This window comes from Candidatus Cardinium hertigii, from assembly GCF_050864915.1.
Lineage (GTDB): Bacteria > Bacteroidota > Bacteroidia > Cytophagales > Amoebophilaceae > Cardinium > Cardinium hertigii_D.
The window spans coordinates 19,370-44,586 of the sequence record NZ_JBOZWY010000005.1 but is presented as its reverse complement, the minus strand read 5'-3'; the positions used below and the strand labels follow the sequence as shown (position 1 = coordinate 44,586).

22 protein-coding genes, 4 tRNA genes and 1 pseudogene are annotated in these 25,217 nt (G+C 35.1%); 13 read left to right on the top strand and 14 right to left on the bottom strand.

Translation table 11 applies throughout. The features are described 5' to 3' along the window. Positions 1 to 7: 7 nt before the first annotated feature. The 4 genes from ACRRVD_RS03675 to ACRRVD_RS03660 form a co-directional block, all read right to left on the bottom strand. Positions 8 to 82 (bottom strand) — tRNA-Thr (locus tag ACRRVD_RS03675). A 13-nt stretch (positions 83 to 95) separates the two neighbouring features. Then, a tRNA-Gly gene (locus ACRRVD_RS03670) sits at positions 96 to 168 on the bottom strand. 25 nt (positions 169 to 193) lie between these two features. Next, positions 194 to 274: transfer RNA gene (locus ACRRVD_RS03665), tRNA-Tyr, on the bottom strand. Between the two features lie 141 nt (positions 275 to 415). Beyond that, complete coding sequence (locus ACRRVD_RS03660) at positions 416 to 1,285, bottom strand: hypothetical protein (RefSeq protein WP_432461778.1); 870 nt, start codon at positions 1,283 to 1,285, stop codon at positions 416 to 418. A gap of 124 nt (positions 1,286 to 1,409) precedes the next feature. On the opposite strand from ACRRVD_RS03660, the gene ACRRVD_RS03655 reads away from it, so the two are divergent. Then, positions 1,410 to 1,483 (top strand) — tRNA-Arg (locus tag ACRRVD_RS03655). Positions 1,484 to 1,737: 254 nt separating this feature from the next. Then, positions 1,738 to 2,712: an LD-carboxypeptidase gene (locus ACRRVD_RS03650; protein ID WP_432461777.1), complete on the top strand. Its 975-nt coding sequence runs from the start codon at positions 1,738 to 1,740 to the stop codon at positions 2,710 to 2,712. Between the two features lie 49 nt (positions 2,713 to 2,761). Here the strand turns inward: ACRRVD_RS03650 and ACRRVD_RS03645 are convergent, their stop codons facing one another. Then, the gene (locus ACRRVD_RS03645; protein WP_432461776.1) at positions 2,762 to 3,556 is read right to left on the bottom strand and encodes a thymidylate synthase; all 795 of its coding nucleotides are present in this window, start codon (positions 3,554 to 3,556) and stop codon (positions 2,762 to 2,764) included. 387 nt (positions 3,557 to 3,943) lie between these two features. Further along, positions 3,944 to 4,105, bottom strand: a complete 162-nt coding sequence (locus tag ACRRVD_RS03640) for a hypothetical protein (protein ID WP_432461775.1) — start codon at positions 4,103 to 4,105, stop codon at positions 3,944 to 3,946. Positions 4,106 to 4,405: 300 nt separating this feature from the next. On the opposite strand from ACRRVD_RS03640, the gene fabG reads away from it, so the two are divergent. Together fabG and rdgB are read left to right on the top strand one after the other, a co-directional pair. Next, complete coding sequence (fabG, locus tag ACRRVD_RS03635; protein WP_432461774.1) at positions 4,406 to 5,152, top strand: 3-oxoacyl-[acyl-carrier-protein] reductase; 747 nt, start codon at positions 4,406 to 4,408, stop codon at positions 5,150 to 5,152. A gap of 173 nt (positions 5,153 to 5,325) precedes the next feature. Further along, complete coding sequence (rdgB, locus tag ACRRVD_RS03630) at positions 5,326 to 5,919, top strand: RdgB/HAM1 family non-canonical purine NTP pyrophosphatase (RefSeq protein WP_432461773.1); 594 nt, start codon at positions 5,326 to 5,328, stop codon at positions 5,917 to 5,919. A gap of 12 nt (positions 5,920 to 5,931) precedes the next feature. On the opposite strand, the gene fabD is transcribed toward rdgB, so the two are convergent. The 3 genes from fabD to dprA form a co-directional block, all read right to left on the bottom strand. Further along, positions 5,932 to 6,828: an ACP S-malonyltransferase gene (gene fabD, locus ACRRVD_RS03625; protein ID WP_432461772.1), complete on the bottom strand. Its 897-nt coding sequence runs from the start codon at positions 6,826 to 6,828 to the stop codon at positions 5,932 to 5,934. Between the two features lie 79 nt (positions 6,829 to 6,907). Continuing rightward, complete coding sequence (trhO, locus tag ACRRVD_RS03620) at positions 6,908 to 7,714, bottom strand: oxygen-dependent tRNA uridine(34) hydroxylase TrhO (protein WP_432461771.1); 807 nt, start codon at positions 7,712 to 7,714, stop codon at positions 6,908 to 6,910. 69 nt (positions 7,715 to 7,783) lie between these two features. Continuing rightward, a complete protein-coding gene (gene dprA / locus ACRRVD_RS03615) occupies positions 7,784 to 8,914 on the bottom strand; it encodes a DNA-processing protein DprA (RefSeq protein ID WP_432461770.1) in 1,131 nt (376 codons plus the stop codon). A gap of 864 nt (positions 8,915 to 9,778) precedes the next feature. Between dprA and ACRRVD_RS03610 the strand changes: the two genes are divergently transcribed. Continuing rightward, positions 9,779 to 10,711 carry an Rpn family recombination-promoting nuclease/putative transposase gene (locus tag ACRRVD_RS03610; protein WP_432461769.1) on the top strand — a complete coding sequence of 311 codons (933 nt, stop codon included), beginning with the start codon at positions 9,779 to 9,781 and terminating at the stop codon, positions 10,709 to 10,711. 118 nt (positions 10,712 to 10,829) lie between these two features. Beyond that, the gene (locus tag ACRRVD_RS03605) at positions 10,830 to 11,135 is read left to right on the top strand and encodes a transposase (RefSeq protein WP_432461800.1); all 306 of its coding nucleotides are present in this window, start codon (positions 10,830 to 10,832) and stop codon (positions 11,133 to 11,135) included. A 59-nt stretch (positions 11,136 to 11,194) separates the two neighbouring features. Here the strand turns inward: ACRRVD_RS03605 and ACRRVD_RS03600 are convergent. The 4 genes and pseudogenes from ACRRVD_RS03600 to lipB all read right to left on the bottom strand — a co-directional run bounded on the left by ACRRVD_RS03600 (position 11,195) and on the right by lipB (position 14,693). Next, positions 11,195 to 12,420 (bottom strand): annotated as a pseudogene (locus tag ACRRVD_RS03600) (IS256 family transposase). 218 nt (positions 12,421 to 12,638) lie between these two features. Beyond that, entirely contained in the window at positions 12,639 to 13,427 is a 789-nt protein-coding gene (gene rsmA, locus ACRRVD_RS03595) for a 16S rRNA (adenine(1518)-N(6)/adenine(1519)-N(6))-dimethyltransferase RsmA (protein WP_432461768.1), read from the bottom strand. 11 nt (positions 13,428 to 13,438) lie between these two features. After that, positions 13,439 to 13,810: a helix-turn-helix domain-containing protein gene (locus ACRRVD_RS03590; RefSeq protein WP_432461767.1), complete on the bottom strand. Its 372-nt coding sequence runs from the start codon at positions 13,808 to 13,810 to the stop codon at positions 13,439 to 13,441. 175 nt (positions 13,811 to 13,985) lie between these two features. Next, positions 13,986 to 14,693 carry a lipoyl(octanoyl) transferase LipB gene (gene lipB / locus ACRRVD_RS03585; protein WP_432461766.1) on the bottom strand — a complete coding sequence of 236 codons (708 nt, stop codon included), beginning with the start codon at positions 14,691 to 14,693 and terminating at the stop codon, positions 13,986 to 13,988. 370 nt (positions 14,694 to 15,063) lie between these two features. Here lipB and ndk point away from each other — a divergent pair, with 370 nt between their 5' ends. The 5 genes from ndk to ACRRVD_RS03560 all read left to right on the top strand — a co-directional run bounded on the left by ndk (position 15,064) and on the right by ACRRVD_RS03560 (position 20,278). Then, complete coding sequence (gene ndk, locus ACRRVD_RS03580) at positions 15,064 to 15,513, top strand: nucleoside-diphosphate kinase (protein WP_432461765.1); 450 nt, start codon at positions 15,064 to 15,066, stop codon at positions 15,511 to 15,513. 279 nt (positions 15,514 to 15,792) lie between these two features. Next, positions 15,793 to 17,655, top strand: coding sequence for a tRNA uridine-5-carboxymethylaminomethyl(34) synthesis enzyme MnmG (mnmG, locus tag ACRRVD_RS03575; RefSeq protein ID WP_432461764.1), 1,863 nt, complete (start codon positions 15,793 to 15,795; stop codon positions 17,653 to 17,655). A gap of 359 nt (positions 17,656 to 18,014) precedes the next feature. Then, the gene (locus ACRRVD_RS03570) at positions 18,015 to 18,794 is read left to right on the top strand and encodes a ParA family protein (protein ID WP_432461763.1); all 780 of its coding nucleotides are present in this window, start codon (positions 18,015 to 18,017) and stop codon (positions 18,792 to 18,794) included. Between the two features lie 3 nt (positions 18,795 to 18,797). After that, positions 18,798 to 19,694, top strand: a complete 897-nt coding sequence (locus ACRRVD_RS03565) for a ParB/RepB/Spo0J family partition protein (RefSeq protein WP_432461762.1) — start codon at positions 18,798 to 18,800, stop codon at positions 19,692 to 19,694. Positions 19,695 to 19,702: 8 nt separating this feature from the next. Next, positions 19,703 to 20,278 carry a DUF5683 domain-containing protein gene (locus ACRRVD_RS03560; protein WP_432461761.1) on the top strand — a complete coding sequence of 192 codons (576 nt, stop codon included), beginning with the start codon at positions 19,703 to 19,705 and terminating at the stop codon, positions 20,276 to 20,278. A gap of 403 nt (positions 20,279 to 20,681) precedes the next feature. On the opposite strand, the gene ACRRVD_RS03555 is transcribed toward ACRRVD_RS03560, so the two are convergent. After that, the gene (locus ACRRVD_RS03555; RefSeq protein WP_432461760.1) at positions 20,682 to 23,561 is read right to left on the bottom strand and encodes a hypothetical protein; all 2,880 of its coding nucleotides are present in this window, start codon (positions 23,559 to 23,561) and stop codon (positions 20,682 to 20,684) included. A 386-nt stretch (positions 23,562 to 23,947) separates the two neighbouring features. Between ACRRVD_RS03555 and rpsU the strand changes: the two genes are divergently transcribed. Further along, positions 23,948 to 24,142: a 30S ribosomal protein S21 gene (gene rpsU, locus ACRRVD_RS03550; protein ID WP_432461759.1), complete on the top strand. Its 195-nt coding sequence runs from the start codon at positions 23,948 to 23,950 to the stop codon at positions 24,140 to 24,142. 158 nt (positions 24,143 to 24,300) lie between these two features. Further along, on the top strand, positions 24,301 to 25,203 hold the full coding sequence (locus ACRRVD_RS03545) for a tyrosine-type recombinase/integrase (RefSeq protein WP_432461758.1): 903 nt from the start codon (positions 24,301 to 24,303) through the stop codon (positions 25,201 to 25,203). Positions 25,204 to 25,217: the final 14 nt, after the last annotated feature.

Genomic DNA, 25,217 nt, shown 5'->3' with positions numbered 1-25,217 from the left:
TCTAACATGGAGCCAATGACGGGACTTGAACCCGTGACCTCTTCCTTACCAAGGAAGCACTCTACCACTGAGCTACACCGGCCCTATAGAAAAAGAGCGGGAGACGAGGATCGAACTCGCGACCTGAAGCTTGGAAGGCTGCCGCTCTACCAACTGAGCTACTCCCGCTTTACATATTTTTACTGCCAACTAGTGGGGAGAGAAGGAATCGAACCTTCGAAGCTTACGCAACGGATTTACAGTCCGCCCCAATTGACCTCTCTGGCATCTCCCCCAAAAAATAAGCAGAAAATCAGTATATAGTATACCAAATGAATAGATTAATCAAATCTACAAAAATATTTTTTTGTTACAAAAAAGAGATAAAGTTTTTAACAGTAAACGCAAGTAAGTATACGCAGTGCGGATCTATTCGTTACATTAAATCTACATAAATACCAAAAGAAAAAGGCCTAAGCGAATCAGAATCATCAGGACCTTTATTTTTCTCGAAGAGAGGAGTCAAATGAATTCCTCCTGTAAAACCAAAACGATGATACCCCATTCCAGTTTGGAATGCACAAGCAAACGGCTTAAGGTTAAAAGTACCATTTGTAACCAAAGAAGCACCTGAATCATTATATTCTTTATAGCAATACTTCATAGCAGCACGTTTACGCAGGCCAAGCTTAAGGCCTAACCAACCATGAAATCCTTCCTTAGGAGCTTCCAAGACACTATTGAATCGAAGCCTAACCAAGAAATCAAAGAAGGGGATATTAAGAATAGAATCTGACACTTTTCTACCTGAAGTATTATCTAGATCCTGAAAACTTGCATCAGACTCTGAAACTCTTTTAAGCTCTTTATAGATTATATCTTGATTACGTTTTTCACCAATAAAAGAATAATACAAACTACTACAACCACCCCCTATACACAAAGCAAAACGAGATTTATTGAGACGAATAGCATACAGAAATGCAGTATTGTTACGGAATAAAGCGGTCCAATCTATTTTTTTTGTATTGGGAAATTTTGACGAATTTTCCGAATTTCGATCATATAAGTAATCCATTTTTAGGGGTTCGTATACAAAGCTAAAATAATTTTGTACTAGCGGCAGATAGCTATCTGGCTGATCGACTTCAGTATCTATAGGAGTAGAAGCTACGTTACCTGAAGAGCTATCTGGCTGGTCGACTTCAGCATCTATAGGAGTAGAAGCTGCGTTACCTGCAGAAGCTGCATAGGGAAAATGTAAGGCGACAAAAAGAAATAACCAAGGAAGAATCTTTTTTTTCATGTAAATTAATGACATTATAACGTATAAATACTACCTAAACAAAGGTACTTTTTTTTTTAAATATGTCAAAACATTACTTTGAAATAAATTTTTGTTTATTAAATTTGCATAGCAGCCATAAGATGGACTTGTAGCTCAACTGGATAGAGCACTGTACTACGGATGCAGCGGTTAGGGGTTCGAATCCCTTCAAGTCCACGTAAGGGTTCAAACTATAGTGGCCCGAAAATTTAGGACAAGTTTTTATAAATTTTTTTCCTGCTTTTGTCTATTTTCTAGCTTGCATTTTTTAAAATGTTAAAAGATAGACTTTCATCAGTTTTTGATAGTTAATACTTAGAATAAAATCTTTGATAATTATATTTGTTCATGTAATATTAATATCTTTTTTTTAGCTCTTTATTCTTTGTATGCATAACGATGGACGTATTCTAAATGTTGTCTATAAATATATGCATAAGTGTTTTATTCCCACTATATTCTTTTTATTAGCTAATTTTTCAATTGTAAAATTTGAAAATCAGAATATAAATTTTATTAATCTCTTAAAAGATATACCCATTACAATCGTTGCACCTGCTTCAGGTATCAATAAAAACGAGTTAACTACTTTGAAAACCATCGCTTCATTCCAATTGAATATACCAAATGGATGCTTTGATCAAAGCCGATCTGTTTTTCATTCTAATAGTGATGAAGTAAGATTTAAATACTTAAAGGATGCACTGTTTGATAAGACCAATCATGTAGTATGGACATTGCGTGGAGGATATGGTGCTGCTAAGTTGATACCTGCTTTACAGAAATTAACGATACCTGAACAAGAGAAATTTTTTATAGGATATAGTGATATAACTGCGCTCCATATTTTCTTTACACAAGCATGGGACTGGAAAACCATTCATGGAAGTGGAATAGTTGAAATACTTAAAAGTGATAAAAAACGTGCTAATTTTACAAAGATAGCTGAGATCATTTCCGGAAAAGTTAAACACGCTATAGTTGATCAAATATTTCCGATTAATGCAGCAGCGCAATCTATCGATATTGTAGATGGTAAGCTTACAGGTGGTAATATAACCGTGCTGCAAACAGGTATTGGTACAACCTGGGAAGTAAAAACAGAAGGAAAAATTCTTTTTCTGGAAGATACGCAAATAAAAGCTTATCAACTAGATCGTACCTTACTGCATTTTAAACAAGCTGGTCTACTAAAAAATGTAAAAGCCATACTATTTGGCCATTGTGGTACCGATAATAAAGACATTATAACAACACTGAATCAATTTGCATCTGCTTTACCTATCCCAGTCTTTAAAACAAACAGGTTTGGACATGGAAGCACAAATGATCCGATTATTTATAATACGATTAGTCAAATTGTTCTTGTCTATGACGGTAGCTTTAAGCTAATCATGAAAGTATAAATTTTCCTAATACCTAAAAGGAAATTAAGATTTAGTACAAAAGATATCATTATACAGAAACCACTGCTTTAATAGCTGGATGATGCAGGTAGTGTAACAATGTAAAATCGTCATAAAGAAAACTAAATAAATCTGTCACGTTTTGGTTAAGTTGCATAGTAGGCAATGGATAAGGAGAACGTTTGAGTTGTAAACTTGCTTGTTCTAGGTGATTATAGTATAAATGTGCATCACCAATCGTATGAATCAACGTGCCAGCTTTTAATTGGCAGACTTGCGCCATCATTATCGTGAGGAGTGCATAAGAGGCAATATTAAAAGGAACCCCTAAGAAAACATCCGCACTACGCTGGTAGAGTTGACAAGATAGTTTCCCATTTGCTACGTAAAATTGAAAAAAAGCATGACAAGGTGGCAATGCCATTTTAGAAATTTCACCCACGTTCCATGCACTTACTAATAGCCTACGTGAATCAGGATTAGCTTTAATTTCCTTTATCGTCTCGCTTATTTGATCAATTTTTACACCTGTTTCTGTAGACCAGTTTCGCCATTGGTGGCCGTAAATAGGGCCTAGTTTTCCCTCTTTGGAGGCCCATTCATCCCATATGGTAACGCCATGTTGTTGTAAATAACGTACATTTGTATCACCACTTAAAAACCACAGTAATTCATAGATAATAGAGCGTAGATGCACTTTTTTAGTAGTAAGTAGTGGAAATCCTTCTTCTAGGTTGAACCGCATTTGGTAACCAAAAAGACTTTTTGTTCCCGTTCCAGTCCTATCTTTTTTGTCAACTCCTTCTCCTAAAATATGTTGTAGTAATGTTAAATATGGTTTCATGATATGAGGCCGTTGCTATAGATAGTTGTTATATTTATAGTGGATTGAAAAATTAGGACAAAAAAATAAGAATTTTATTTCCGTATAATCTAGATATAGTATTGTATTTTTTATTTTTATAATCAGAATTAAATATATATTTTATAGTTTATTATAGATAATTCTAAATGAATTGCTAATAAATGAATTATTCTGTTTATCAACTTATTATATATAATACCCTAATAAAGACAGACAGAAAAAATGCTTGTTAAATAAATGTAAATACTACCTAAGAAAATAATACTAATCTATTGTAGATCAGACAGGTAAATCACTACTTTAGGTGATTAACAAATGGAAAAAAGGAAATAAAATTCCTAAAAATTTGTCTTAAAAATCAGTCCACTACACTTCTAATACACAATGATGCAATGATTTATCAAGTTTAACCAAAAAAGTTTTAATACCATTCAGATCATTCTTATACGTAGATGTACTATATCCTTTATCTCTAGGGAAAGCAGATACAAAACTATTCTTTGCTATATCGATGCCTATATATTGCATATTACTAGATGTTTGTATTAAATTTATTCATCTTGTTAACTATCGTCGTTTACACGGGCTTTAATGGCCAGCTAACTATTCAGTTTTAAGATGAAAAAAGCTGGGGTTGAACGTTCGGGACGGTATCTAATACTAATCACGTTGCAGCCTTTTTCCAGCTCTTTAATTAAGATAATCCTATTATACAAAAGTATGACTTAATTTTAATCTCTAACTATATAATCGATTAAAGATCCTATTTTGGGTACTTTTGTATTATTAATTTCATTAAAGGTCGTTCATTCATTATCAGTTTTTATTATGCATCTAAAAGAAAAAAGAATATTTATTACAGGTGCCACACGAGGAATCGGAAAAGCTATTGCACTTAAATTGGCAGAGGCAGGCGGTCATATTGCTTTTACCTATTGTGAATCTGACTTAAAAGCGGTACAAGCTACAGAAGCAGCATTACGTGCTTTTGGCGTTAAGGTGCAGTCTATGCATGTAGACGCTTCCGACTTTAAAGCTACTCATAAAGTAATAGAAGATATAATAGAGACGTTTGGTGGGTTAGATGTATTGATTAATAATGCAGGCATTACTAGAGATAACTTGCTATTGCGTATGCCAGAAGCGGATTGGGATACAGTATTAAATATAAATTTAAAATCTGTTTTTAACACTGTCAAAGCATCTATCAAAACCTTTCTTAAGCAGCGCAGTGGTTCTATTATCAATATATCTTCTATTGTAGGCATTAGTGGACACGCTGGACAAACGAACTATGCAGCTTCTAAGGCTGGTATGATTGGTTTTACTAAGTCAATTGCCTTAGAGCTAGGTAGTAGGAATATACGTGCCAATGTTATTGCACCAGGTTTTATAGCCACTGCTATGACAGACCAAATGGAGCCATCGATTCAACAAGCCTGGATCCAAAATATTCCGCTTAAGCGGGTAGGGCTTCCGGAAGATGTAGCGAATTGTGCACTTTTTTTAGCTTCTGATGCATCAAACTATATTACGGGACAAGTCATCCAGGTAGATGGCGGTTTGCTTACATAGCACAAATTATATATGTAGTGTACTAATTTTATTTGTATATTCATAATGTTCCCTCTGCTAAATCACGGTTGCTTCCTGTTAAACCATTCCTGGAACAAGCAGCGCTAAAGATAGATTATGCTCTCCTAAACTGGTAAATAGCTATTTTTGATTTAAAACATTAAGAAAATTTTATGAAAAAAGTAGTATTAGCTACAGGCAATCCTGGTAAAGTTACTGAATTTTCCGAGCTGCTAAAAGCATTCAAATTTGATATTATTGCTCAAACTAATTTAGGTATAGCTTCAATTGAAGAAACTGGACTAACTTTTATAGAAAATGCTATTTTAAAGGCACGTCATGCCGCAAAAGCAACTGGCTTACCTGCTATTGCTGAGGACTCAGGTATTTCTGTTTATGCATTAAAAGGTGCTCCAGGTATCTATTCAGCACGCTATAGTGGTCCGTATGGTTCTGATCAAGATAATATCAAAAAATTATTAACAGATATGGAAGATATACCAGATCATGAGCGCCAGGCCCAATTTGATTGTCTATTGGTTTATTTACGCCACCCCGAAGATCCCACGCCGCTGATATGTCATGGTATATGGAAGGGGTTGCTAAAGCGTGAAGCTAAAGGTAATAACGGTTTTGGATATGATCCTATTTTTTATGATCCGCAGTTAGGTCTTACGGCAGCTGAATTAACAAAAGCAAAGAAAAATATTGTATCACACCGTGGTCAAGCTTTAAGGATACTACTAGAATCTTTACGTAATGGCTAAATTACTACACTATTAGGTTATCAAATAGCTTAGCTGAAGGGATCCAATCGATAAATCAGGAATTATTTTTCGGGTTAACCCTTGTAAAACAGTTCCTGGGCCACATTCAATGCATTCGCTAATGCCATCTTGTACCATATGGTGAATGGTTTTTGTCCAATAAATAGGTGCAACCAACTGTTGCAGCAAGTTTTCTTTAATAATTTGGGGATCGGTAACAGGTAACCCAGTCACATTTTGATAAATAGGGCAAGTCCCTTTAGAAAAAGAAATAGAGGAGAGTGCAGTGGCAAAATTTTCCTGGGCAGGCGCCATAAGTGGAGAATGAAACGCTCCTTCTACTTGTAAGGGTATTACTTTTCGCGCACCTGCTTGTATTAAAGCTTCTATCGCCAAGGTGATACCTGTCTGGCTTCCTGAAACAACCAATTGTCCTGGACAATTGTAATTGGCCGGAACGACGATTTCTTGTCTAATCCTTGCGCAAATTGCTTCAACCACTTCCTCCCTTAGACCCAATACAGCAGCCATTGTACCGGGACAAAGCTGACAAGCTTTTTGCATCGCTTTAGAACGGACCGCTATTAAATAAAGGCCATCTTCAAATGCAATGACCTTATTGGCCACCAGAGCGGCTATTTCGCCTAAAGAATGGCCTGCCACGGCTGCTGGATGAAACGCATCACTTAGCAAAGCGGTTGCAACAGCATGTAAAAAAATAGCAGGCTGAGCAACAGTAGTTGCTTTTAAAGCTTCTAAAGTACCTTCTAGCATAAGTTGTGTCAAATCCATACCTAAGATCCGATCAGCTGTTGCAAACATTTGACGTGCGCGTCTGCTATGTTGATAAAGCGCTTTTCCCATTCCTATATACTGACTCCCTTGACCAGGAAATAAATACCCTTTCATTTGTATACATTTAAGTTTATAGCAATGGTTTAAAAGTTTATCCTAAAAGCATCCATTTTTTTCTATGCATAGCCCTATATTATTTATTTTTTAGACAAAATTTACACTGAACACCAGGTTGATAATTTGTATCTAGATCTGCTGGAGTTAAAGGCATACGACAACCATAGCAAAGTAGGCAACTTCCTTTTTTTAATCCATGGCTTAAGGATATGCGCTCGTCAAAAACAAAACATTCGCCTTTCCATTTGGATTGGTCTAGTTGAGTATGCGCTAAATATTGTAGAATGCCACCACTGAGTTGATAAACTTCTTTGAACCCATGGGCCAACATATAAGCAGATGCTTTTTCACATCTGATGCCTCCTGTACAAAAGATGGCAATGGGTTGCGCTTTGTAAGCTATTAAATTTTGGTCAACAAAAGCAGGAAATTGACTAAAATAGGTGGTATGCGGGTTTAAGGCACCGGAAAAACTTCCCAATCGACATTCGTAATCGTTGCGCACGTCAATAACAAGCGTTGCCTGTTCTAAAGTCTGGTTCCAGTCTTTGGCTAAGACGTGACGACCACGCAGTGACATACATGAATCCTCTGGTCGCTGCATAGTAATAATTTCTTTTTTAATCCTAATCTTTAGACGGCGAAATGGTTTAGTGCTGGCTTCAGAATATTGATACCACAAGTCGCTAAATGATGGCATAGCCGTTAGATGAGCCAGCGCCTGATCCAATGGACCAGGTAAACCAGCAATGGTACCATTGATCCCTTCTGGGGCGATCAGCAGTGTACCGGTTAGTTCTTTGCATATAGATTGAAGTTGCTGCTGTAGTGCAGCTAGGTCACTTAGGGATACAAACTTATATAAAGTTGCGACTTTAAACATATATTAAATGATGTTGATCTATGTATGCTATTTTAGCTATCTCAAATTTAGCTAAATTCTTTACATTAATCATACTTTACCGTTGTGGCTATAGATAGGAGCTATTGTAAAACGCTTACCTGGTAGGGCACGTAATAAACCTTGTAATTCTAAGGACAATAATGCGGCTTGTAAGGTCCCAGGTGGCAAGTCAGTGGCATGGGTTAAAGCATCAATGGTAATGGGTTGCGTGGCTTCCTGAATCTGGATAAAAACCGTTTGTTCTGATTCGGTAAGCGGATGGTTAAGATAAGCATCTGGTTGAGATGGCTTGTCCACTTTCCAGTTCATGATATAGACCAAGTCATCGATATGAGTCAAAAGATGCGCTTGATTGCGTTTAATCAATCGATGGCATCCTGCAGCAGTAGCTGAGTAGATACTACCTGGCAAAGCAAAAATCTCTCGATGGTAATTATTGGCATAGTAGGCGGTAATTAATGCACCGCTTTTTTCCTTAGCTTCAATAACTATGGTTACATCTGCCAACCCAGCTAAAATTCTATTGCGGGCTACAAAAGTATAGGGACCTAGTCCACTTCCTATCGGATACTCCGTAAGTAAGCCTCCGCTACCCCCACACATCTGCAAGGCTATTTTCTTGTGTGCAGTAGGATAAATTTGATCCAAACTTGTAGGCAAGACGGCTACAGTGGTCAAACCCATCTCTAGTGCTTGCTTATGGACCCATATATCTGCTCCATAGGCTAAACCACTGACTACAAGGGGCTGATAGGGAAGGAGTTCTTCTAAAAATTTAGTAATAGCGGCTTGCCCATAGGGTGTCAATTGTCTGGTACCAACAATAGTGACTACCCGCTGTTGATTCAAAACGGCTTGCCCTTTATAATACAATATAGCAGGACGATCTGGTAAGTCTAGCAATCTTTTCGGATAGGTATCCTCCTCTATGGTTAGCAACTGAATGGCTTCTGATGCATGCAGCTGTAGGATTTTTTCTGCCTGAGCCAGGCTACTGCTTGAGGTAATCGATTGAGCTAGTGTATAGGGCAGCAAAGTATTGCCTTTATGTGCTGCTACAAAGACTGCTTGGGCGCTGCCGAAATAGGCTAATAATTTTTTTAACCTAGCCGCGCCTATACCTGGTACCAAAGAAAGTGCCAATCGGTAGTGTTTTTCTGCTGAAGTAAGGGAGACCATGGTGTTATAGTGGACCGAAAAAACTGGACAGAAATTTATAGAATTTGTTTCCGTTTTGTTCCGCTTTTAGCTGTTTAGTCCCAGTAAGAAATGGTTTGGATTAGTATTAAAATTTTGTGTTAAAAGATATAAAAAAAGAAAAAAGCTGGCATGATTTTTTTAAACCACTTCCTCCTAAAGAAAGCAAATTATTAGAAAAACCAGGTCGATAAATATGATTTGAAATAACTATATACCCGTAGCAAAAAAAATACAAAAACTATAAGTAGTATTACCTTTACCATAAAAAAGCTTATATGTATAATGTTTTTTATACATCTGGATCCTGAATTTTGGATAAGAAAGTAAAGTTTTCAACTTTATCTGAGTCTTTTAGAACTAGCATATCATTAATAAAGTGAAATAAGAATATTTTTATGTTTTTCGCTACCAAATATCTTACGAAAGGCTAGGTCGTTATTGGGACTTAAAAACTTTGAAGTTACCATAGGGATACAGAAGAGATATTAATCAAAACATCCAATATAGTAATTTTTTCGGTTATACAAAACCAACTCACCTGTCATCCATAGTTCTTACTTAAAACTAAATAAGATTTCATATCCTCTTACCATCTTCATCTGATTGTCTCAAAAAACGAACGTTTTACAAAACATCTAAAATACCTACTTAAAATAGTCCATAAACTATTTCATATTCCTATCTCAAAAAAACAAAATACCATAAACTTATCTTTTTTAACATTTTTGAGACAAAATTCTAAAAATAGCTCTTGCAGTGAGAATACCTTGCAAATTAGAACCTTGTTCGACCATAAAAACTTACTATATTTACTATAGGAATCAACATATCTGATCTATACTTATGATAACCTCAAAGTTTTTAAATCCTAAGAACGACGTAGCTTTCCGAAAGATATTTGGAACTGAAAAACACAAAAATATTCTTATCCATTTTATCAATGATGTATTGAAATTAAACGGAAAAGATAAAGTAAAAGATGTAGAGTTCTTGCCTACCATTCAAGATCCTGATATTGCTTGTAAAAAGGAAAGTATAGTAGATGTGTTATGTGAAGACCAAAATCAAAAGAAATTCATAATAGAGATGCAAGTCGCGCCACAAGAAGGGTTCGAAAAAAGGGCACAGTATTATGCGGCTAAGGCATATTCTAGGCAACTAAATCAAGGAAAAGACGTAGGGGGGAGATATCAGGATCTTAGAGAAGTGATATTCATAGCTATTATAGATTATATTGTTTTCCCTAACAAAAAAAATTATTTATCTAAGCATGTTATTTTAGATGACAACACTTACCAACGAGATCTTAAAGATTTCTCTTTCACATTTATAGAATTACCTAAGTTTAAGATAAAATCTATAGAAGAATTATCTAATATTATAGAAAAATGGTGTTATTTTTTCAAATATGCGCCTGATACTACCGAACAAGACTTAAAAAAATTAATAGGTTCTGATTTTGTTATAAAGGATGCTTATGAAGCTTTAAATAGATTCAACTGGTCAGACGTGGAATTATCCACCTATGAGAAAGAGATTAAACGAATTATGGACAACCAAGCTGTAGAAGAATACATGAAAAATACAGCTAGGCAAGAGGGGAGACAAGAGGGGAGACAAGAGGGGAGACAAGAGGGGAGACAAGAGGGGAGAGCAGAAGGTGAAAAACTTGGTAAGCTTAAAGTCGCTAAAACTATGCTACAAGAGGGAGATTTATTAGATAAGATTATTCGTGTTACAGGATTATCTAAATCTGATATACAATCTATTATGTAATTCTCTATAATATAAAAATAAGGAATCATAACTTATTTTAAATCAACTTAAAGATACTGACTACCTGCGTGTTTTGTAAGATTAGCTGATTGAGTAAACAATTTAGAACAGATGTCGCATTTATACGGCTTTTCTCCCGTATGGATCCTGCGGTGCGCTTGAATATAGTGGACCGAAAAAACTGGTTAAGTCTCTTCAAACAGAAGATATAAATGACTATTTTACGTATATTCATTATCTTGTTCAGGTGCGTAGAATGATCTATACGACCAATAGCATCGAAAATCTTAATAGGCAAATAAGACGAGTGACTAAGACAAAAGTTACTTTTGATAAAGCTGACAACTTACTGGATGAGACCATTTCAATAGACTTTGTAAGATTTGTATTAAAAAAGTACTTTTATTACTTATCGAATAGTTAACTTCTAGTTTTCGTTTGAAGGTTTCTAGGAAGTGTTCACCAAACTGTGTCAAAATCTTTTCACCTCAGCTCAGCCATTACTCTTCCCGGGAAGAATATATCTAGCTGAGATATGGTCAATGCCCAGTTTCGCAGAGGCATAGTCCACTTATTTTCCATCTTTTTTATAGCACAATACACTGATTTATACAAGGAATTTATACTATGAATGCTCCTTTTGTCTTAGTGAATTGCCTGATTTGTCTATGCAGACTTTCTATGGGTTTAGTAGTATAGATTAGCCTTCTGACAGGGTCTGAATACTTAAAATATCCAGATAAATGCTCCCAGTTGTTTTGCCAAGATTTGGTAACCATCTGATACTTTTCTCCCCATTTTTCTTCCAATTCCAATAGATAATGTTTGGCAATTTCCATGCTTGAAGCTTTATATACCTGCTTTAAATCAGTTAAAAAACGTTTTACATCTTTGCTAGCTACATACTTGAGTGACTTGCGTATCTGGTGCACAGTACACATCTGGACTTGTGTATTAGGGAAAGCGCTATTTATAGCTGAAGGAAAGTTTTTTAAGCCATCAATGCAGGCAATAAAGATATCTTCTACACCGCGTTCCTTAAGTTCATTAAGAACACCTAACCAGAAGTTAAATCCATCATTTTCAGATAAATAGAAGCCTAGTACTTCTTCTTTACCATATTTATCTATCCCTAATAGGGTATACATGCATTTACTTACACATCTGCCATCTTCTTTTACCTTAAAGAACATTCCATCCATAAAAACAATAGGGTATACCGATTGAAGCGGACGATTACGCCATTCATTTATTACCGGTAACAGGGTATCTGTAACGCTAGATATTTCAGCAGATGATATTTTATGATCATAAATTTCTTTAACATGGCCAGCTATAGATTTATAACTCATACCACTAGAAAACATACTTAAAATCTTAGTTTCCAATTCAGGATGTAGACTTGTTTGACGCTTTTTGACGATCTGTGGATCAAAACTGCCTATTCTATCCCTAGGGGTGACTAAATGAAAAGAACCAGAGCTTGTACGTAAATGTTTAGAACTCTTTCCATTCCTGCGATTATTTATTGATAAATCAGTATATAAGTCGTGAGTTATCTCACACTCTAAGCTTGATTCTAGAAGCTTCTTTATCAGAGGGGTTAAAGCACCATTCTTGCCTGTTAAAGGCTTACCTAAACGAATAGAAGACAAAATGTTTGCCTCCAGAGATTTATAATCTACTAACCCAACGTAGTCATTCTTCATTGTTTCTTACATGTCTAAAACCTTTACTGTCTAATTTATTTAAATTATAACTTCTTTTAGGTCTTGACACAGTTTGGTGAACACTTCCTTTATATATGACTGGTTTACAATAACTCTAATCCAGAGTTCAGGTTAATAGTAAAAGAGCTATATAAAAGGCTACAATTTTTACTGTCTGTAAGATCAAATATTAACTTCTACACCCAACCTAGCATAGGTTAAATCAACGTTTTGACAGTCAATGCATTGGTAAGTTCTATAAATTCAGCTACACTTAGTTCCTCTGCACGTTTATGCAATAAACCGGTATAACATCTATTTGATAGGTTCAACCCACCGAGTGCATTTTGTAATTTTTTTCGACGCTGCTGAAATCCCCTTTTTACTATTTGAAAAAAAAATGGTTCATCACATGGCAGTTTTTGTACATTATTGCGGTGCATGGTAATAACTGCAGAATCCACCTTAGGAGGGGGAAAAAAAAGATCAGGTGGGACTGTAAAATGGTATGTAATAGTATAGAACGCTTGTAAAAGCACACTGAGCATACCATAGACCTTACTACCTGGTTTAGCAGTGATGCGTTGTCCTACTTCTTTTTGAAACATGCCTACCATTTCACCTACTACATTTCGGTTATCTAAAATTTTAAAGAAGATTTTAGAAGAAATATTATAAGGGAAATTGCCAATAATCGTTAACCGCTTGTTTTGAAAGTGTTGTGTTAGCGGTAACTTTAAAAAGTCTGCTTCTATGATGCGATCACTTAAAGAGGGATACTTCTTTTTTAGATAGGGTATAAGGTCACTATCCACTTCTACAAGGTATAAACGAGCAATAGCTTTATGATGCAATACACTTGTTAAGTTTCCCTTACCCGGTCCAACTTCAATTACCGTACCTCCTAAACTTTCATCTGTTAATAGATTGGCTATTTGACTGGCTAAATTTGAATCTCTTAAAAAATGTTGACCCAATGATTTTTTAATTCTTATAGAATTTGACATACTGGTGTACACTAAGGAGTATTGATAAATTCTTTAATTTGCTTACGCAAAGCATGTTGGTCTGTATCTTGCGATTTTTTCAGTAAGAACTTCAATAACCAATTATACTTTTCCAGAAGATTTTCGTATTTCTGCTCAAGTTGAAACAATTCTGCACGGGCATTATCTGGAAGTGTTCTATCTGACTTCATTTCAGGAAAATGTACTGCAAAATTATAGTGCAACACTTTTCCCAAGGTCAATATAAAGTCATAGCTTAAATTTTTTTCTTTAAATCTGTTGTAGAGCGTATTTCTACTTATACCTATCTTTTCAGCTAACACTGAAATAGAAATACCGCTTCTTCTCACTACATTTTCAATAATTTCTCCTCTATGTTGCATTTGACATTGGCAAATTAATAAGTAGGAAAAAACATGATGATGAGGTCCTTCTCATTGATCTTTACGTTTAAATGTTTCCAACATTTAAAAGAAGTACCCTGTAATTGTAAATAGGAACCATACAGGCAATATAAATATTTGGCACTTTATTTTAAATAAAATCTTAATACAAAAATTATACACAATTTAACTTTTTTAAAATAATTTGCGCTAAAATGTCCGAAACATCCATTATAGAAATCGATTTGTTTAATTCTTGTTGCATAGATGTTACTGCTTTGGGGATACCACAGGGTATAATTTGATCAAAAGGGGCCAGGTCATTATTTACGTTTAGGGCTAGTCCATGCATGGTGATCCATCTACTTATCCTAATGCCAATAGAACAAATTTTTCGGTCGAACGATTTGCTATTTTTATCTGCTTTTAACCATACACCTGTTAAGCCAGGTAAGCTAGTTGATGGAATATTGAAATGGGACAACATTTCTATAACAGATGTTTCAAGCAAGCGAAGATAACGCTGTATATCTGTGAAAAAAAATTCTAAATCAATAATAGGATAGGCTACCAATTGACCCGGTCCATGATAGGTAATATCCCCGCCTCTATTTACATGATATAAGGCAATCTCCTGTGTCGCTAAGGTAGCTGCATCCACTAATAAATGGTTGATGGATCCCATTCTGCCCAATGTGTACACAGGAGGATGTTCACAAAAAAGCAAATAATTAGAAACTGCTGATTGACTAAGTTGATCTACCGTAGCACGCGCATGTTTTTGATCAACTATCGTTTTATAATAGGCCTCCTGAACTGCTAATGCTTCTTTATAATCTATTAAACCCAAGTGTTTTACAATTATTGTTCTATGTTCTACCATTTTGCTAATTTTTTATTTATTTGAATGTATTTCCTTGTCATTAGATAAGCGCTGTTTTAAAAGATGTTATAAACATTGCTTAACAAAAAGTAGATTGACCCTCTATAAAAACTTACGCTACTTCACATAATCAGAACTGGTATCATTAATAGATTGGCTTACTTATAATATAGGTTATATAGCTAATTGGATAAGAAGCAAAAAGTATTATATTTGTCTTTATAGAAAAAAGCTGACTCAGCTATTCCCTTATTGAAAATCTAATTTATTGGTAGATAGGGTTAATCATAATCAACTAGAAAAATCCAAAAGTGTCCAGGTTTCAGTACACAACGAACAAATGCAATCTTCCTAAATAACCCTTAATCAAATGAACAGAATACAAGGAAAATATACATTTTCAATGATTAAGCCAGATGCAGTTCAAGCCAATTATATTGGTGCCATTCTTTCTATGATCGAAAAAGCAGGTTTTTCCATAGATGCCATCACTATGCTTCAGTTAACGCCGATTGTTGCGGAACATTTTTATGCTGTCCATTCAGATCGCCCTTTCTACAAAGCTTTGTGTGCATTCATAGCTTCTGCCCCTGTAGTAGCTATGGTTTTACAAAAAAAAAATGCTGTAGCAGATCTACGCAGACTAATGGGCGCTACTAATCCAACAGAAGCCGCTGACGGTACCATTAGAAAAATATTTGCTACTTCTATTGACTATAACGCTATTCATGGCTCAGATTCAGATGAAGCGGCTGCATTGGAAAGTTCTTTTTTTTTCCCTGGGCGTGACCTCCTTCTAAAAAAAACCTCTACCATATAGCATGTGCATAGTTAATATATCTTTTATTAATAAGCTAAGCGAGCTAAGCGAGCCAATGCTTTCGTAACACTTTTGCTGCTTTGTGCAATTTAACTTTATTTTTTTGGATAAAAAATATTTCATCTCTAGTTCGATTTTTTTAAGCAATTATATTGATCTTATTCATTTACAGTTACTCGTTCAGTAATCAGATTACACCAATAAATTGTCCTTCAATGGTCTATTTTGTGCTTTAGCAAATTATTAGTGATATGTTTCACGTGGAACATTTTTAAATTTATGGTACTTGAATATGATATTATTGTAGTAGGTGGTGGCCATGCAGGTTGTGAAGCTGCTACAGCTGCTTCAAAATTAGGCGCTAAAGTTTTGTTGGTTACTATGAGCTTGCAGACGATTGGTCAAATGTCTTGCAATCCAGCTATGGGCGGTATTGCAAAGGGGCAGCTTATTCGGGAAATAGATGCGTTAGGAGGATCCTCTGGCATTATAGCAGATCAGTCGGCTATTCAATTTAGAATGTTAAATACCTCAAAAGGGCCAGCAATGTGGAGTCCTCGGACACAAAACGATCGAGGATTATTTTCAATATGTTGGCGCAGGGCGCTTGAATCATTGCCCAATCTAGATTTTTGGCAAGATACGGTGGTGTCATTACTAGTAAAAAATGGAAAGGTACAGGGTATTCAAACTGCACTAGGCATTACGATAAAGAGTTGCGCTGTAATTTTAACTAACGGTACTTTTTTAAATGGAATAATCCATATTGGTACAAAAAAAATGGCTGGTGGTCGTTCTACAGAAAGAGCTGCTACGGGTATAACGGAACAACTGCAAAAATTGGGTTTTCAAATAGGAAGAATGAAAACAGGAACCCCACCCCGTGTAGATAGTAGAACATTAGACTACAATAAAATGGAAAAACAACCAGGCGATCCTGTGCCAGGGTACTTCTCTTTTTTAAATACTACTCCGCTTATAAAGCAAAAAAATTGTTATATTACGTATACCAATCCAACTGTCCACAACCTTATTAAGGATAATTTAGCAGATATTCCCATCTACAATGGGCAAATTCAAAGCACAGGTCCCCGTTATTGTCCTTCTATCGAAGATAAAGTGTATAGATTTGCAGATAAAGAGCGTCATCAAATTTTTGTGGAGCCAGAAGGATGGCATACTATTCAAGTCTATGTAAATGGACTCTCTACCTCATTACCACAATCTATTCAATTAAAGATGCTAAGGGCTATCACTGGCTTTGAAAAAGTAAAAATGATCTGCCCTGGTTATGCCATTGAATACGATTATTTTCCTCCTACACAGTTGCACTATACATTAGAAACCCAATTAATTCAAAATCTATACTTTGCAGGCCAAATCAATGGAACAACTGGTTATGAAGAAGCCGCCTGTCAGGGTCTAATGGCAGGGATCAATGCCTATAGAAAGATCCATGAACTTAGTCAAGTAGTATTCAAAAGATCTGAGGCTTATATTGGCGTTTTAATAGATGATTTAGTGGGAAAAGGAACAGAAGAACCTTATCGAATGTTTACATCACGGGCTGAATTTCGCATTTTACTCAGACAAGATAATGCAGACTTGCGTTTAACAGAATTGGGGTATGCGATAGGATTAGCTGATAAAAAAAGATTTCAAAAAGTATATAAAAAGAAAAAAGCACTGGTTTCTATCTTTGATTTTTTAAAAAAATGGAAGATACAACCAGAAATAATTAATCCAATCTTGGCAGCACAAGGTGCAAGTTTAATAGATATCCCACAATCTGCTGATGTGTTGCTAAAAAGACCAGAGGTTAATTTGAGTGATCTGCTTCAATTGGACAAACAGCAAAGTAATGGACTATCTACTTATGAACAAGAAGTCTTGCAACAAGCGAACATTCAGGTTAAATATGAAAATTATTTTCAAAAAGAAAAAGAACTTGTAAAAAAAATGGAACAATTGGAACATTATACGATTCCACTTGATTTTAATTATACAAAACTTAAGGCAATCTCTGCAGAAGGATTAGAAAAGCTTCAAAAAGTAAGACCTGCCACCTTAGGACAAGCTTCACGAATAAGCGGTGTGCGTCCGGCCGATATCTCTATTTTAATGGTTTATTTAGGACGGTAATCAAAACAGTTATATCTTAAAAAGAAGTAAAATAACTTAATAAGCTGTGGGTTTGCCTATTTGGTATTTCTGCAAAGATGAAACATATCTTTTGTATAAAGCAAGTCTACATTTTTGAATATACTTTTTTGATATATTTTATTTTTTTCATAGATTGTGCGCTAGCACATCATATAATGTGGTAATCATACGGTAATAAAATCCGTTTATGGTTTATTTCCTATTATTTTCTTTGTATATATTAAATATTGGTTTTGTTTTCTTATTTGCGGTTTAGTTGTAATCAAGAAGTAAAAAATAAAGATTTAGGGCTATTTATGTATAATTTGTAAAATTTATGCGAATAAATCGCAGATAATATGGGAAAAATCATAGCGATTGTAAATCAAAAAGGTGGGGTTGGCAAAACAACTACTGCTATAAACCTAGCAGCAAGTCTTGCTATTTTAGAAAAAAAAACCCTTCTGATTGATATTGATCCACAGGCAAACGCAACTTCTGGTGTGGGGATTAAGCCAGAAGAAGTAGCACACAGTATTTATGAATGCATTGTAGAGACTGTAGATCCCAAACTGTTGATTCAATCTACCACTATACCTAATCTAGATCTTCTGCCTTCCCATATCAACTTAGTAGGTGCAGAAGTAGAGATGGTAAGCTTTAAGAATAGAGAAGGTCGCATTAAATTAGCCTTAAAGTCCATAACGCCGATTTATGACTACATCATAGTAGATTGTGCGCCCTCTTTAGGCTTAATCACTATCAATGCACTTACCGCTGCAGATTCTTTAATTATACCGGTTCAGTGTGAATACTTTGCATTAGAGGGGTTAGGAAAGCTATTGAATACAACTAAAATTATTCAATCTCGCTTGAATCCTAATCTCGAAATAGAGGGCATATTAATGACAATGTATGATGCGAGGCTTCGTTTGGCCAACCAAATTGTAGCAGAGGTCAAAAAGCATTTTCAATGCATGGTTTTTGAAACCATTATTCCGAGAAATATTAAATTAAGTGAGGCACCAAGTTTTGGTATGCCGGCAATTATTTATGATGCAGATAGTAAAGGTGCGGTTAGCTATCTTAGGCTTGCTGAAGAAATCACAGGTGGCGTTAGAAATAATAAAACTGATTAAATTATGGAGCCTATAAAAGGAAATCGCGTGTTAGGTAGAGGGTTAAGCGCCTTGTTGCAAGGTGCCCATACCGAAACATCTCTTAATACTTCTGACCATTTTTTTAAAATGATTCAGATTGGATCGATTGCTACCAATCCTTGCCAACCTCGACAAGATTTTAACCAAGCAACACTTAATGAATTAAGTGCCTCCATAAGGTTACATGGAATTATACAACCGCTTACCGTTCGAAAGTTAAGCAATCATACCTATCAGTTAATAGCTGGTGAAAGGCGCTTGCGTGCAGCTAAATTAGCAGGCTTAGAAGAGGTACCTACTTATATACGTTGTACGGATAATCTCCATATGCTAGAGGTTGCGCTTATTGAAAATATCCAACGTGATGCATTGAACGCAGTTGAAATTGCGTTGAGCTACCAACGTTTGCTGACAGATTGCAAACTTACACAAGAAGCATTAGCTGAACGGGTTGGAAAAGATAGAACCACTGTAAATAATTACCTTCGTTTGCTTAAATTGCCGCCTGATATTCAAATTGCGCTTCGAGACCAAAAAATTTCTATGGGTCATGCAAGAGCCCTGATTAATTTGCAAACACCAGAAATCCAGTTAGGTTATCTGAAAAAGATACTAGAAGACGCTCTTTCCGTACGAGAAGTCGAAAGATTGGTACAAGACCTCTCTCCCATTGGCCATTTGAAAAAGCCAACTACTAAAATACAACTTAATCCTTCTTTTAAAAGAAAATTACAAAACACAACGCATCAATTATGCCAGCAATTTAATACAAAAGTAATTATCAAGGCAGATACACAAAAACAAGGAGAAATTAAGATTATATTTGATTCTGAGAAAGAACTAGAAAGGATTTTATCTATTATTTCAAATATAAAATAAGAATGAAGATGTCTTTTCATTTTTTTTTAAGCGTAATGGGATTTTTTTATTTTCCTTACTTAAGTTGGGCTGTTGCCTCACCGGATAAATCCATTCTATGGAATGTGCTGCTCAACCACTCCATTAGACCCTTATATGTTGTAGACAATACATCTAATCATCTCTCTTCTGAAAAGATAGAGGAAACAGCATTGTCGTCTAAAATCATGCGTGCAGAAGCCATGGTGCAACGCGCCTGGATCACTTCTATGGTGGTTCCTGGCTTAGGGCAAGTTTATAATAAAGATTACTGGAAAGTGCCTTGCCTTTATTTGGGTTTTGCTTTGGTTGGCCATAAAATCTACTCAGAACATCAAGAAATGAACAAACATAGACGAACCCTTCTTCTTGGTAACCATTCATCTAATCCAGTTTGTGAGTTTACCAAAAAACGTATTCGGGAATGTGAACGCACGCGTAATTTATTTATTATCATTGCGAGTGCTTGGTATATATTGAATATATTTGACGCTTATGCAGGCGCACATGATAAAACAGTAAATTTTATAGATGATATTGACACTATATCAACTGATTTACCATAAAACTATAGTGGACTGAAAAAATCAGACAAAAAAATAAGAATTTTATTTCCGTATAATCTAAATATAGTATTGTACCTTTAACTTTTATAATAAGTATTAAATATACATTTTACAGTTTATTTTAGATAATTCTAAATAAATTATTAATAAATGAATTGTTTTGTTTATCAACTTATTATATATAATACCGTATTAAAGACAGAAAAAATGCTTGTTAAAAATGTAAATATTAACTAAGAAAACAATACTGATCTATTGTAAATCAGACAAGTAAATCACTATTTTAGGTGATTAACAAATGGGAAAAGAAGGAAATAAAATTCCTAAAAATTTGTCTTAAAAATCAGTCCACTACCCTTTTGGTGACTATGCCACTAAAAAATTAACTGTGTAGATGCAGCCATCAACAGCTTTTAGGATTGAACCTTATACGCCAATGAGGCATTTCAAACTTGCAAATCCACTCATCATTTATCTTTTTAAACCAACGAAAATCTATAGAAATATCAATAGGATAAATATTTTTATTAGATAGTAATTTACTTGAGAAATTAAATTCTAGGCCAAAGGTATCGGGATTTTGGTTGGTAGCTAGCGTTGAATAATGACCATTTATCCATATATCCTTTAAAAACCAAATGAATGGTATGCCACACTCTGGATAGGCTAGGGGCAAACCATATTTAAGTTTAATGTTTTTAAACATGTAGCTCCACTTATTATTTAGATTTTTGAATCTTTCAACTTCAATAATTGGATTTAAAGTAAAAATAAAATAGTGATGGTGCTGAATACCTGGTAAATAGCATGCAAAATTAAAATAACATGTATCTTTATAGGAAACATTATTTTTATAAAAAGCCCTATGCGTAGAAAACGCTACATTAAATAGTTGCATCCAGGGTGGATATCTATCTCTCTTACTTTGCATGGAGTGATTTTTTATTTTAAAAAAGTAGTCTGTGTTATAAGAGCCTTTTTTATCAAAAGGTTGATTTAAATTCAATACAGCTCCTAAAGATGCTTTTCCTAAGCACTTTCCTAAAGTAAAGTAATGAGGGAGTCTTATGCCTAACCCTAATCTTGTTTTCCAATATAGAGCTGTTTTTCGCTTTATATCATAAAAATACAATAGATTTTTATTTGTATTATCCCGAGTACCTGCAATACCTGTAATGTCTACGTTAAAGATTGGATAAAAGCTTCTATACTTTACTTGCAACCTTATTTCAGTCGTTGGAAATTGATTTTTAGGTTTCATAAATAGGCTAAAATAAGGGGTGACTTTCAGATTATCCTGTAAATTTACCAATGTAAAAGGCACGATGTCTAGCGACTTATTCTCCCTGTTGAGTGCTAAGTTTATGCCCTTATAGCCAATATTATCTATTCCAAAACGGCATTTAGTAACAGGATATCGATGGTTGGGAACTTTTTCTAAAATATCACCATTCTCTTCTTGTACAACTAATGGTTCGTAGTAAGCTACAGACCTATCCTCTACCTCTTTTAGAGGTGTCCACAAAAGAGGATCAAAAGGCATAGCGGCTATTTCCATACCATTTTTAGTATAATCACTGAAAATAAGTTGATTGGTTATAGGGTCTACCATTCCCAAATAGGCTCCATATTTTCTTGAAGTAACTTGAAAACAAGCTTGGGTAGGTAAATGCATGGCATAAATATTATCAATGCCATTGTAGGAACTGTTATAGAGTAAATAGTCTTTATATAGTTTAGGATAACTTCTATGCTCGTAGGTGTAAGGCAAGAGTATTTCTGTTTTACCTGTATCGGTATTGATGCGTACAATACTATTTTTTTGGTCTTTGGTTTTTACCACTACTATGTCTGACGCACCAGACCAACTAGGCGTTAAATAATAACCATTATCAGGATTATCTATTTTTTTAACGACTTTACCAGACTTTGTTTCTAAGACAACTAAAAAATGGTTACTGGATTCATCAGATGCTACGGCAACCAGTTGGCGGGTATCAGGACGTATAGCCAGTGCATTATACCTACTCCTTGCAACAAGGGTTCGTCTTTTTCTTTGTTTAAAATCATAATGTTGTAACCGAATGGTTCGCTGTTTTCCTTTCCAAGGATGGGTACAGGGTTCTAGCCAAACTGCGCACCCCTGACCGATCGCAAAAGTAGATGGAACAAACGTATCACTCCTATTTATAAAGTAAAATATAGTTTTATCCTTTTGAAAAGGTGAAACTATATTTTTTGGTACGGTCGGCTCAGAGGGGGTAATCGTAACCTGTACCAATTGATCACGCAATCCTATACCTCTTTTACACGCTATCAAGTTACCTGATGCGTCAATAAATGGCTGCATATAATCGAAGCTATCCCCTTCTTTCTTAAAGGTAAGTTGGGTAGCAGGCGTAATTTTTAGGCCTTCTAACTGTTTTTGCCAACCAACCAATAATTCTTGATTCATATCATTGTATACTTGAAGTATTGACTTTTTAGTAACCTTTTTTATGGCATGGTAAAATCCAAAAAAAGGTATTCCTTGAATGGTTTTTTCAAAAATAGATTTGATAGCATTTAGACCATAATTTCTTCGAATATGTGTAGTGAAGTAATAACCTATGTGATATTCAGATGTTAGCTCATGTTTCAATGAGCCAAATATTTGTCTTCCAAAACTAGCTGCGCCACGTTCTAGCAGGTTAACTTTATATAATTTTTCCCATCCAGGTAAGCGCCCTCGACCACTTTTTGTAAGTGCTGTTTCTATACCAACTGCATCACCTTCTTTGAAAAAAGGAGGAACGCTGGAGTAATTAACCAAATTGCCGAAAAAATATAAGGGCTTGAGCCAAGAAGGTGTACTATAGTATTCAATACTATGTTGTACCGCATGTCTAAACTCATGTATACACAACATATTTAACCAATCTTCATTTCCAATAAAATAGGGATCATGGGCATATAAAGTATACATCTTTATATGACGTGGCATATTGGTAAAGAATCCGTTGCACTCCGTAGATTGGTTATCGATCCATAAAGAAATAGGATTTGGATATACCCCCAATGTTTTACAGACAGGGTTATATATGGTTTCTAACGTGTTCGCTATACGCTGCGCCGAGCAGGTTACACTTTTATAAAATCCTATATTGAAATAAGGTGTTGTTATTTTTTGAATTTCGTTAGCATGACTTAAAAATCCAAGCAATGTAAAGCATATATAATGGATAATGGAAATCAAATATTTTTGTTTTTTTTGTTTAAAAGCGACGGATAAAAAATGATACATAAACATAAACAAGTAGTTAAGTTGATAATAACCTTTTGTTGGAGATGCAATAGGATAAAATACAAAAAAAAATTAGTTTGATATCATTATATCTGAAGGTTAACTCCAACGGATTAACCAAACGTTTCCACGTAAATTAAAAAAAAGTTGATGGATATAGGTTTTTTAAAGATGTGACATCGCCAAAACATATAGTAGTTCACTAAAACTGCATGCAATGGATATACCTCTTCATATAAATCAACCCATACAATTAATGAAAATAGCCGGTAAACTTTAAGAATAGTCTAATTTATTAAAGGAACCTTGTGCTTGCTCTATTTTTAGAGTAGATTTGTAGTTGGATTTGCATAGTGTACCCATTTTAATGACAAACTAAATAAAATATGATTGTTGTAGAAGTAAAAGAAAATGAAGCAATAGATAGGGCGCTTAAAAGATTTAAGAAAAAAGTAGAACGGGTAGGCGTACTCAAAGAAGCGAGGCAACGTATGGCCTATACGAAACCCACTGTAAGGAGAAAAGCGAAAAAGTTGAAATCCATCTATAAGTATCGCATGTTATATGGCAACAACGGATAAATCTGGTATCTAGTTTGATCTGCAGTAGTTGTAACTATATATTCAATAAATGCGATGCCGTATGCATTAGGATAGATGTAGTCGCGCATAGCTTTTTTGTCATTTTAGGGTAGTTTATAGGTAGCCTTTTATCCTGTTAAAGCTTTATATTTGCATTTATGGATAATCAGCCATTCTTTACCCTTTTTGTCACCTATTTAACAGTAGAAAAAAGAGCAAGTCCACATACCATTACGGCCTATCAAACAGACCTAATTCAATTTATAGCTTACCTTTCTGGGTACATCCCTAAAAAAATAGTTACGGAAGTAACAGGTCAGGATCTGCGTAGCTGGATCATGTCTTTGGCTAAGGAAGGACTTAGCCATCGTTCTATCAATAGGAAAATGGCAGCGATACGTAGTTTTTACACTTTTTTACAAAAAAGATTGCTGGCAACAGATTGTCCTACAGCCTCACTTAAAAGTCTAAAAGGGAAACAAAGGTTGCCCATCTTTTTTCAAGAAAAGGAGCTGATCTCCTTCTTAGACAAACAACTATTTCCCATTCATTTTGCTGGTTTGCGCGATCGATTGATTTTAGAACTGCTATATGGAACAGGTATGCGGCTGTCTGAACTAATCGCCCTTTGCCAAAAGGCTATCAACCTTACAGATGCAACTGTTAAGGTAATAGGAAAGCGCGATAAAGAACGGATCATTCCTTTTCCACGGCCACTTACGCCATTGATCGCTGATTATATATTGGAAAAAGAGCGAGTAGGTTATCATTCTACTCCGCAACTCATCGTAACCGACCGGGGGCAACCTTGTTATCCTATGTTTATTTACCGAGTAGTAAAGAAATATTTGGCCCCTACTACACGTGCTAGTCAACATAGTCCCCATATATTTCGCCATACTTTTGCTACGCACTTATTGGATAAAGGGGCTGATTTGCAGGCTATTAAAGAATTATTGGGCCATTCTAGCTTGGCCGCTACCCAAATCTATACGCACAACTCTCTGACCAGATTAAAAGAAATTTTTAAAAAAGCCCATCCTAGAGCAGAGGAAAGTTAATGCCATAATATGTT

Excerpts from the sequence above, each read along its gene's own strand:
- ACRRVD_RS03660 (WP_432461778.1), bottom strand. The coding sequence starts at position 1,285 with ATGAAAAAAAAGATTCTTCCTTGGTTATTTCTTTTTGTCGCCTTACAT.
- ACRRVD_RS03650 (WP_432461777.1), top strand. The coding sequence starts at position 1,738 with ATGCATAAGTGTTTTATTCCCACTATATTCTTTTTATTAGCTAATTTT.
- ACRRVD_RS03645 (WP_432461776.1), bottom strand. The coding sequence starts at position 3,556 with ATGAAACCATATTTAACATTACTACAACATATTTTAGGAGAAGGAGTT.
- ACRRVD_RS03640 (WP_432461775.1), bottom strand. The coding sequence starts at position 4,105 with ATGCAATATATAGGCATCGATATAGCAAAGAATAGTTTTGTATCTGCT.
- fabG (WP_432461774.1), top strand. The coding sequence starts at position 4,406 with ATGCATCTAAAAGAAAAAAGAATATTTATTACAGGTGCCACACGAGGA.
- rdgB (WP_432461773.1), top strand. The coding sequence starts at position 5,326 with ATGAAAAAAGTAGTATTAGCTACAGGCAATCCTGGTAAAGTTACTGAA.
- fabD (WP_432461772.1), bottom strand. The coding sequence starts at position 6,828 with ATGAAAGGGTATTTATTTCCTGGTCAAGGGAGTCAGTATATAGGAATG.
- trhO (WP_432461771.1), bottom strand. The coding sequence starts at position 7,714 with ATGTTTAAAGTCGCAACTTTATATAAGTTTGTATCCCTAAGTGACCTA.
- dprA (WP_432461770.1), bottom strand. The coding sequence starts at position 8,914 with ATGGTCTCCCTTACTTCAGCAGAAAAACACTACCGATTGGCACTTTCT.
- ACRRVD_RS03610 (WP_432461769.1), top strand. The coding sequence starts at position 9,779 with ATGATAACCTCAAAGTTTTTAAATCCTAAGAACGACGTAGCTTTCCGA.
- rsmA (WP_432461768.1), bottom strand. The coding sequence starts at position 13,427 with ATGTCAAATTCTATAAGAATTAAAAAATCATTGGGTCAACATTTTTTA.
- ACRRVD_RS03590 (WP_432461767.1), bottom strand. The coding sequence starts at position 13,810 with ATGCAACATAGAGGAGAAATTATTGAAAATGTAGTGAGAAGAAGCGGT.
- lipB (WP_432461766.1), bottom strand. The coding sequence starts at position 14,693 with ATGGTAGAACATAGAACAATAATTGTAAAACACTTGGGTTTAATAGAT.
- ndk (WP_432461765.1), top strand. The coding sequence starts at position 15,064 with ATGAACAGAATACAAGGAAAATATACATTTTCAATGATTAAGCCAGAT.
- mnmG (WP_432461764.1), top strand. The coding sequence starts at position 15,793 with ATGGTACTTGAATATGATATTATTGTAGTAGGTGGTGGCCATGCAGGT.
- ACRRVD_RS03570 (WP_432461763.1), top strand. The coding sequence starts at position 18,015 with ATGGGAAAAATCATAGCGATTGTAAATCAAAAAGGTGGGGTTGGCAAA.
- ACRRVD_RS03565 (WP_432461762.1), top strand. The coding sequence starts at position 18,798 with ATGGAGCCTATAAAAGGAAATCGCGTGTTAGGTAGAGGGTTAAGCGCC.
- ACRRVD_RS03560 (WP_432461761.1), top strand. The coding sequence starts at position 19,703 with ATGTCTTTTCATTTTTTTTTAAGCGTAATGGGATTTTTTTATTTTCCT.
- ACRRVD_RS03555 (WP_432461760.1), bottom strand. The coding sequence starts at position 23,561 with ATGTATCATTTTTTATCCGTCGCTTTTAAACAAAAAAAACAAAAATAT.
- rpsU (WP_432461759.1), top strand. The coding sequence starts at position 23,948 with ATGATTGTTGTAGAAGTAAAAGAAAATGAAGCAATAGATAGGGCGCTT.
- ACRRVD_RS03545 (WP_432461758.1), top strand. The coding sequence starts at position 24,301 with ATGGATAATCAGCCATTCTTTACCCTTTTTGTCACCTATTTAACAGTA.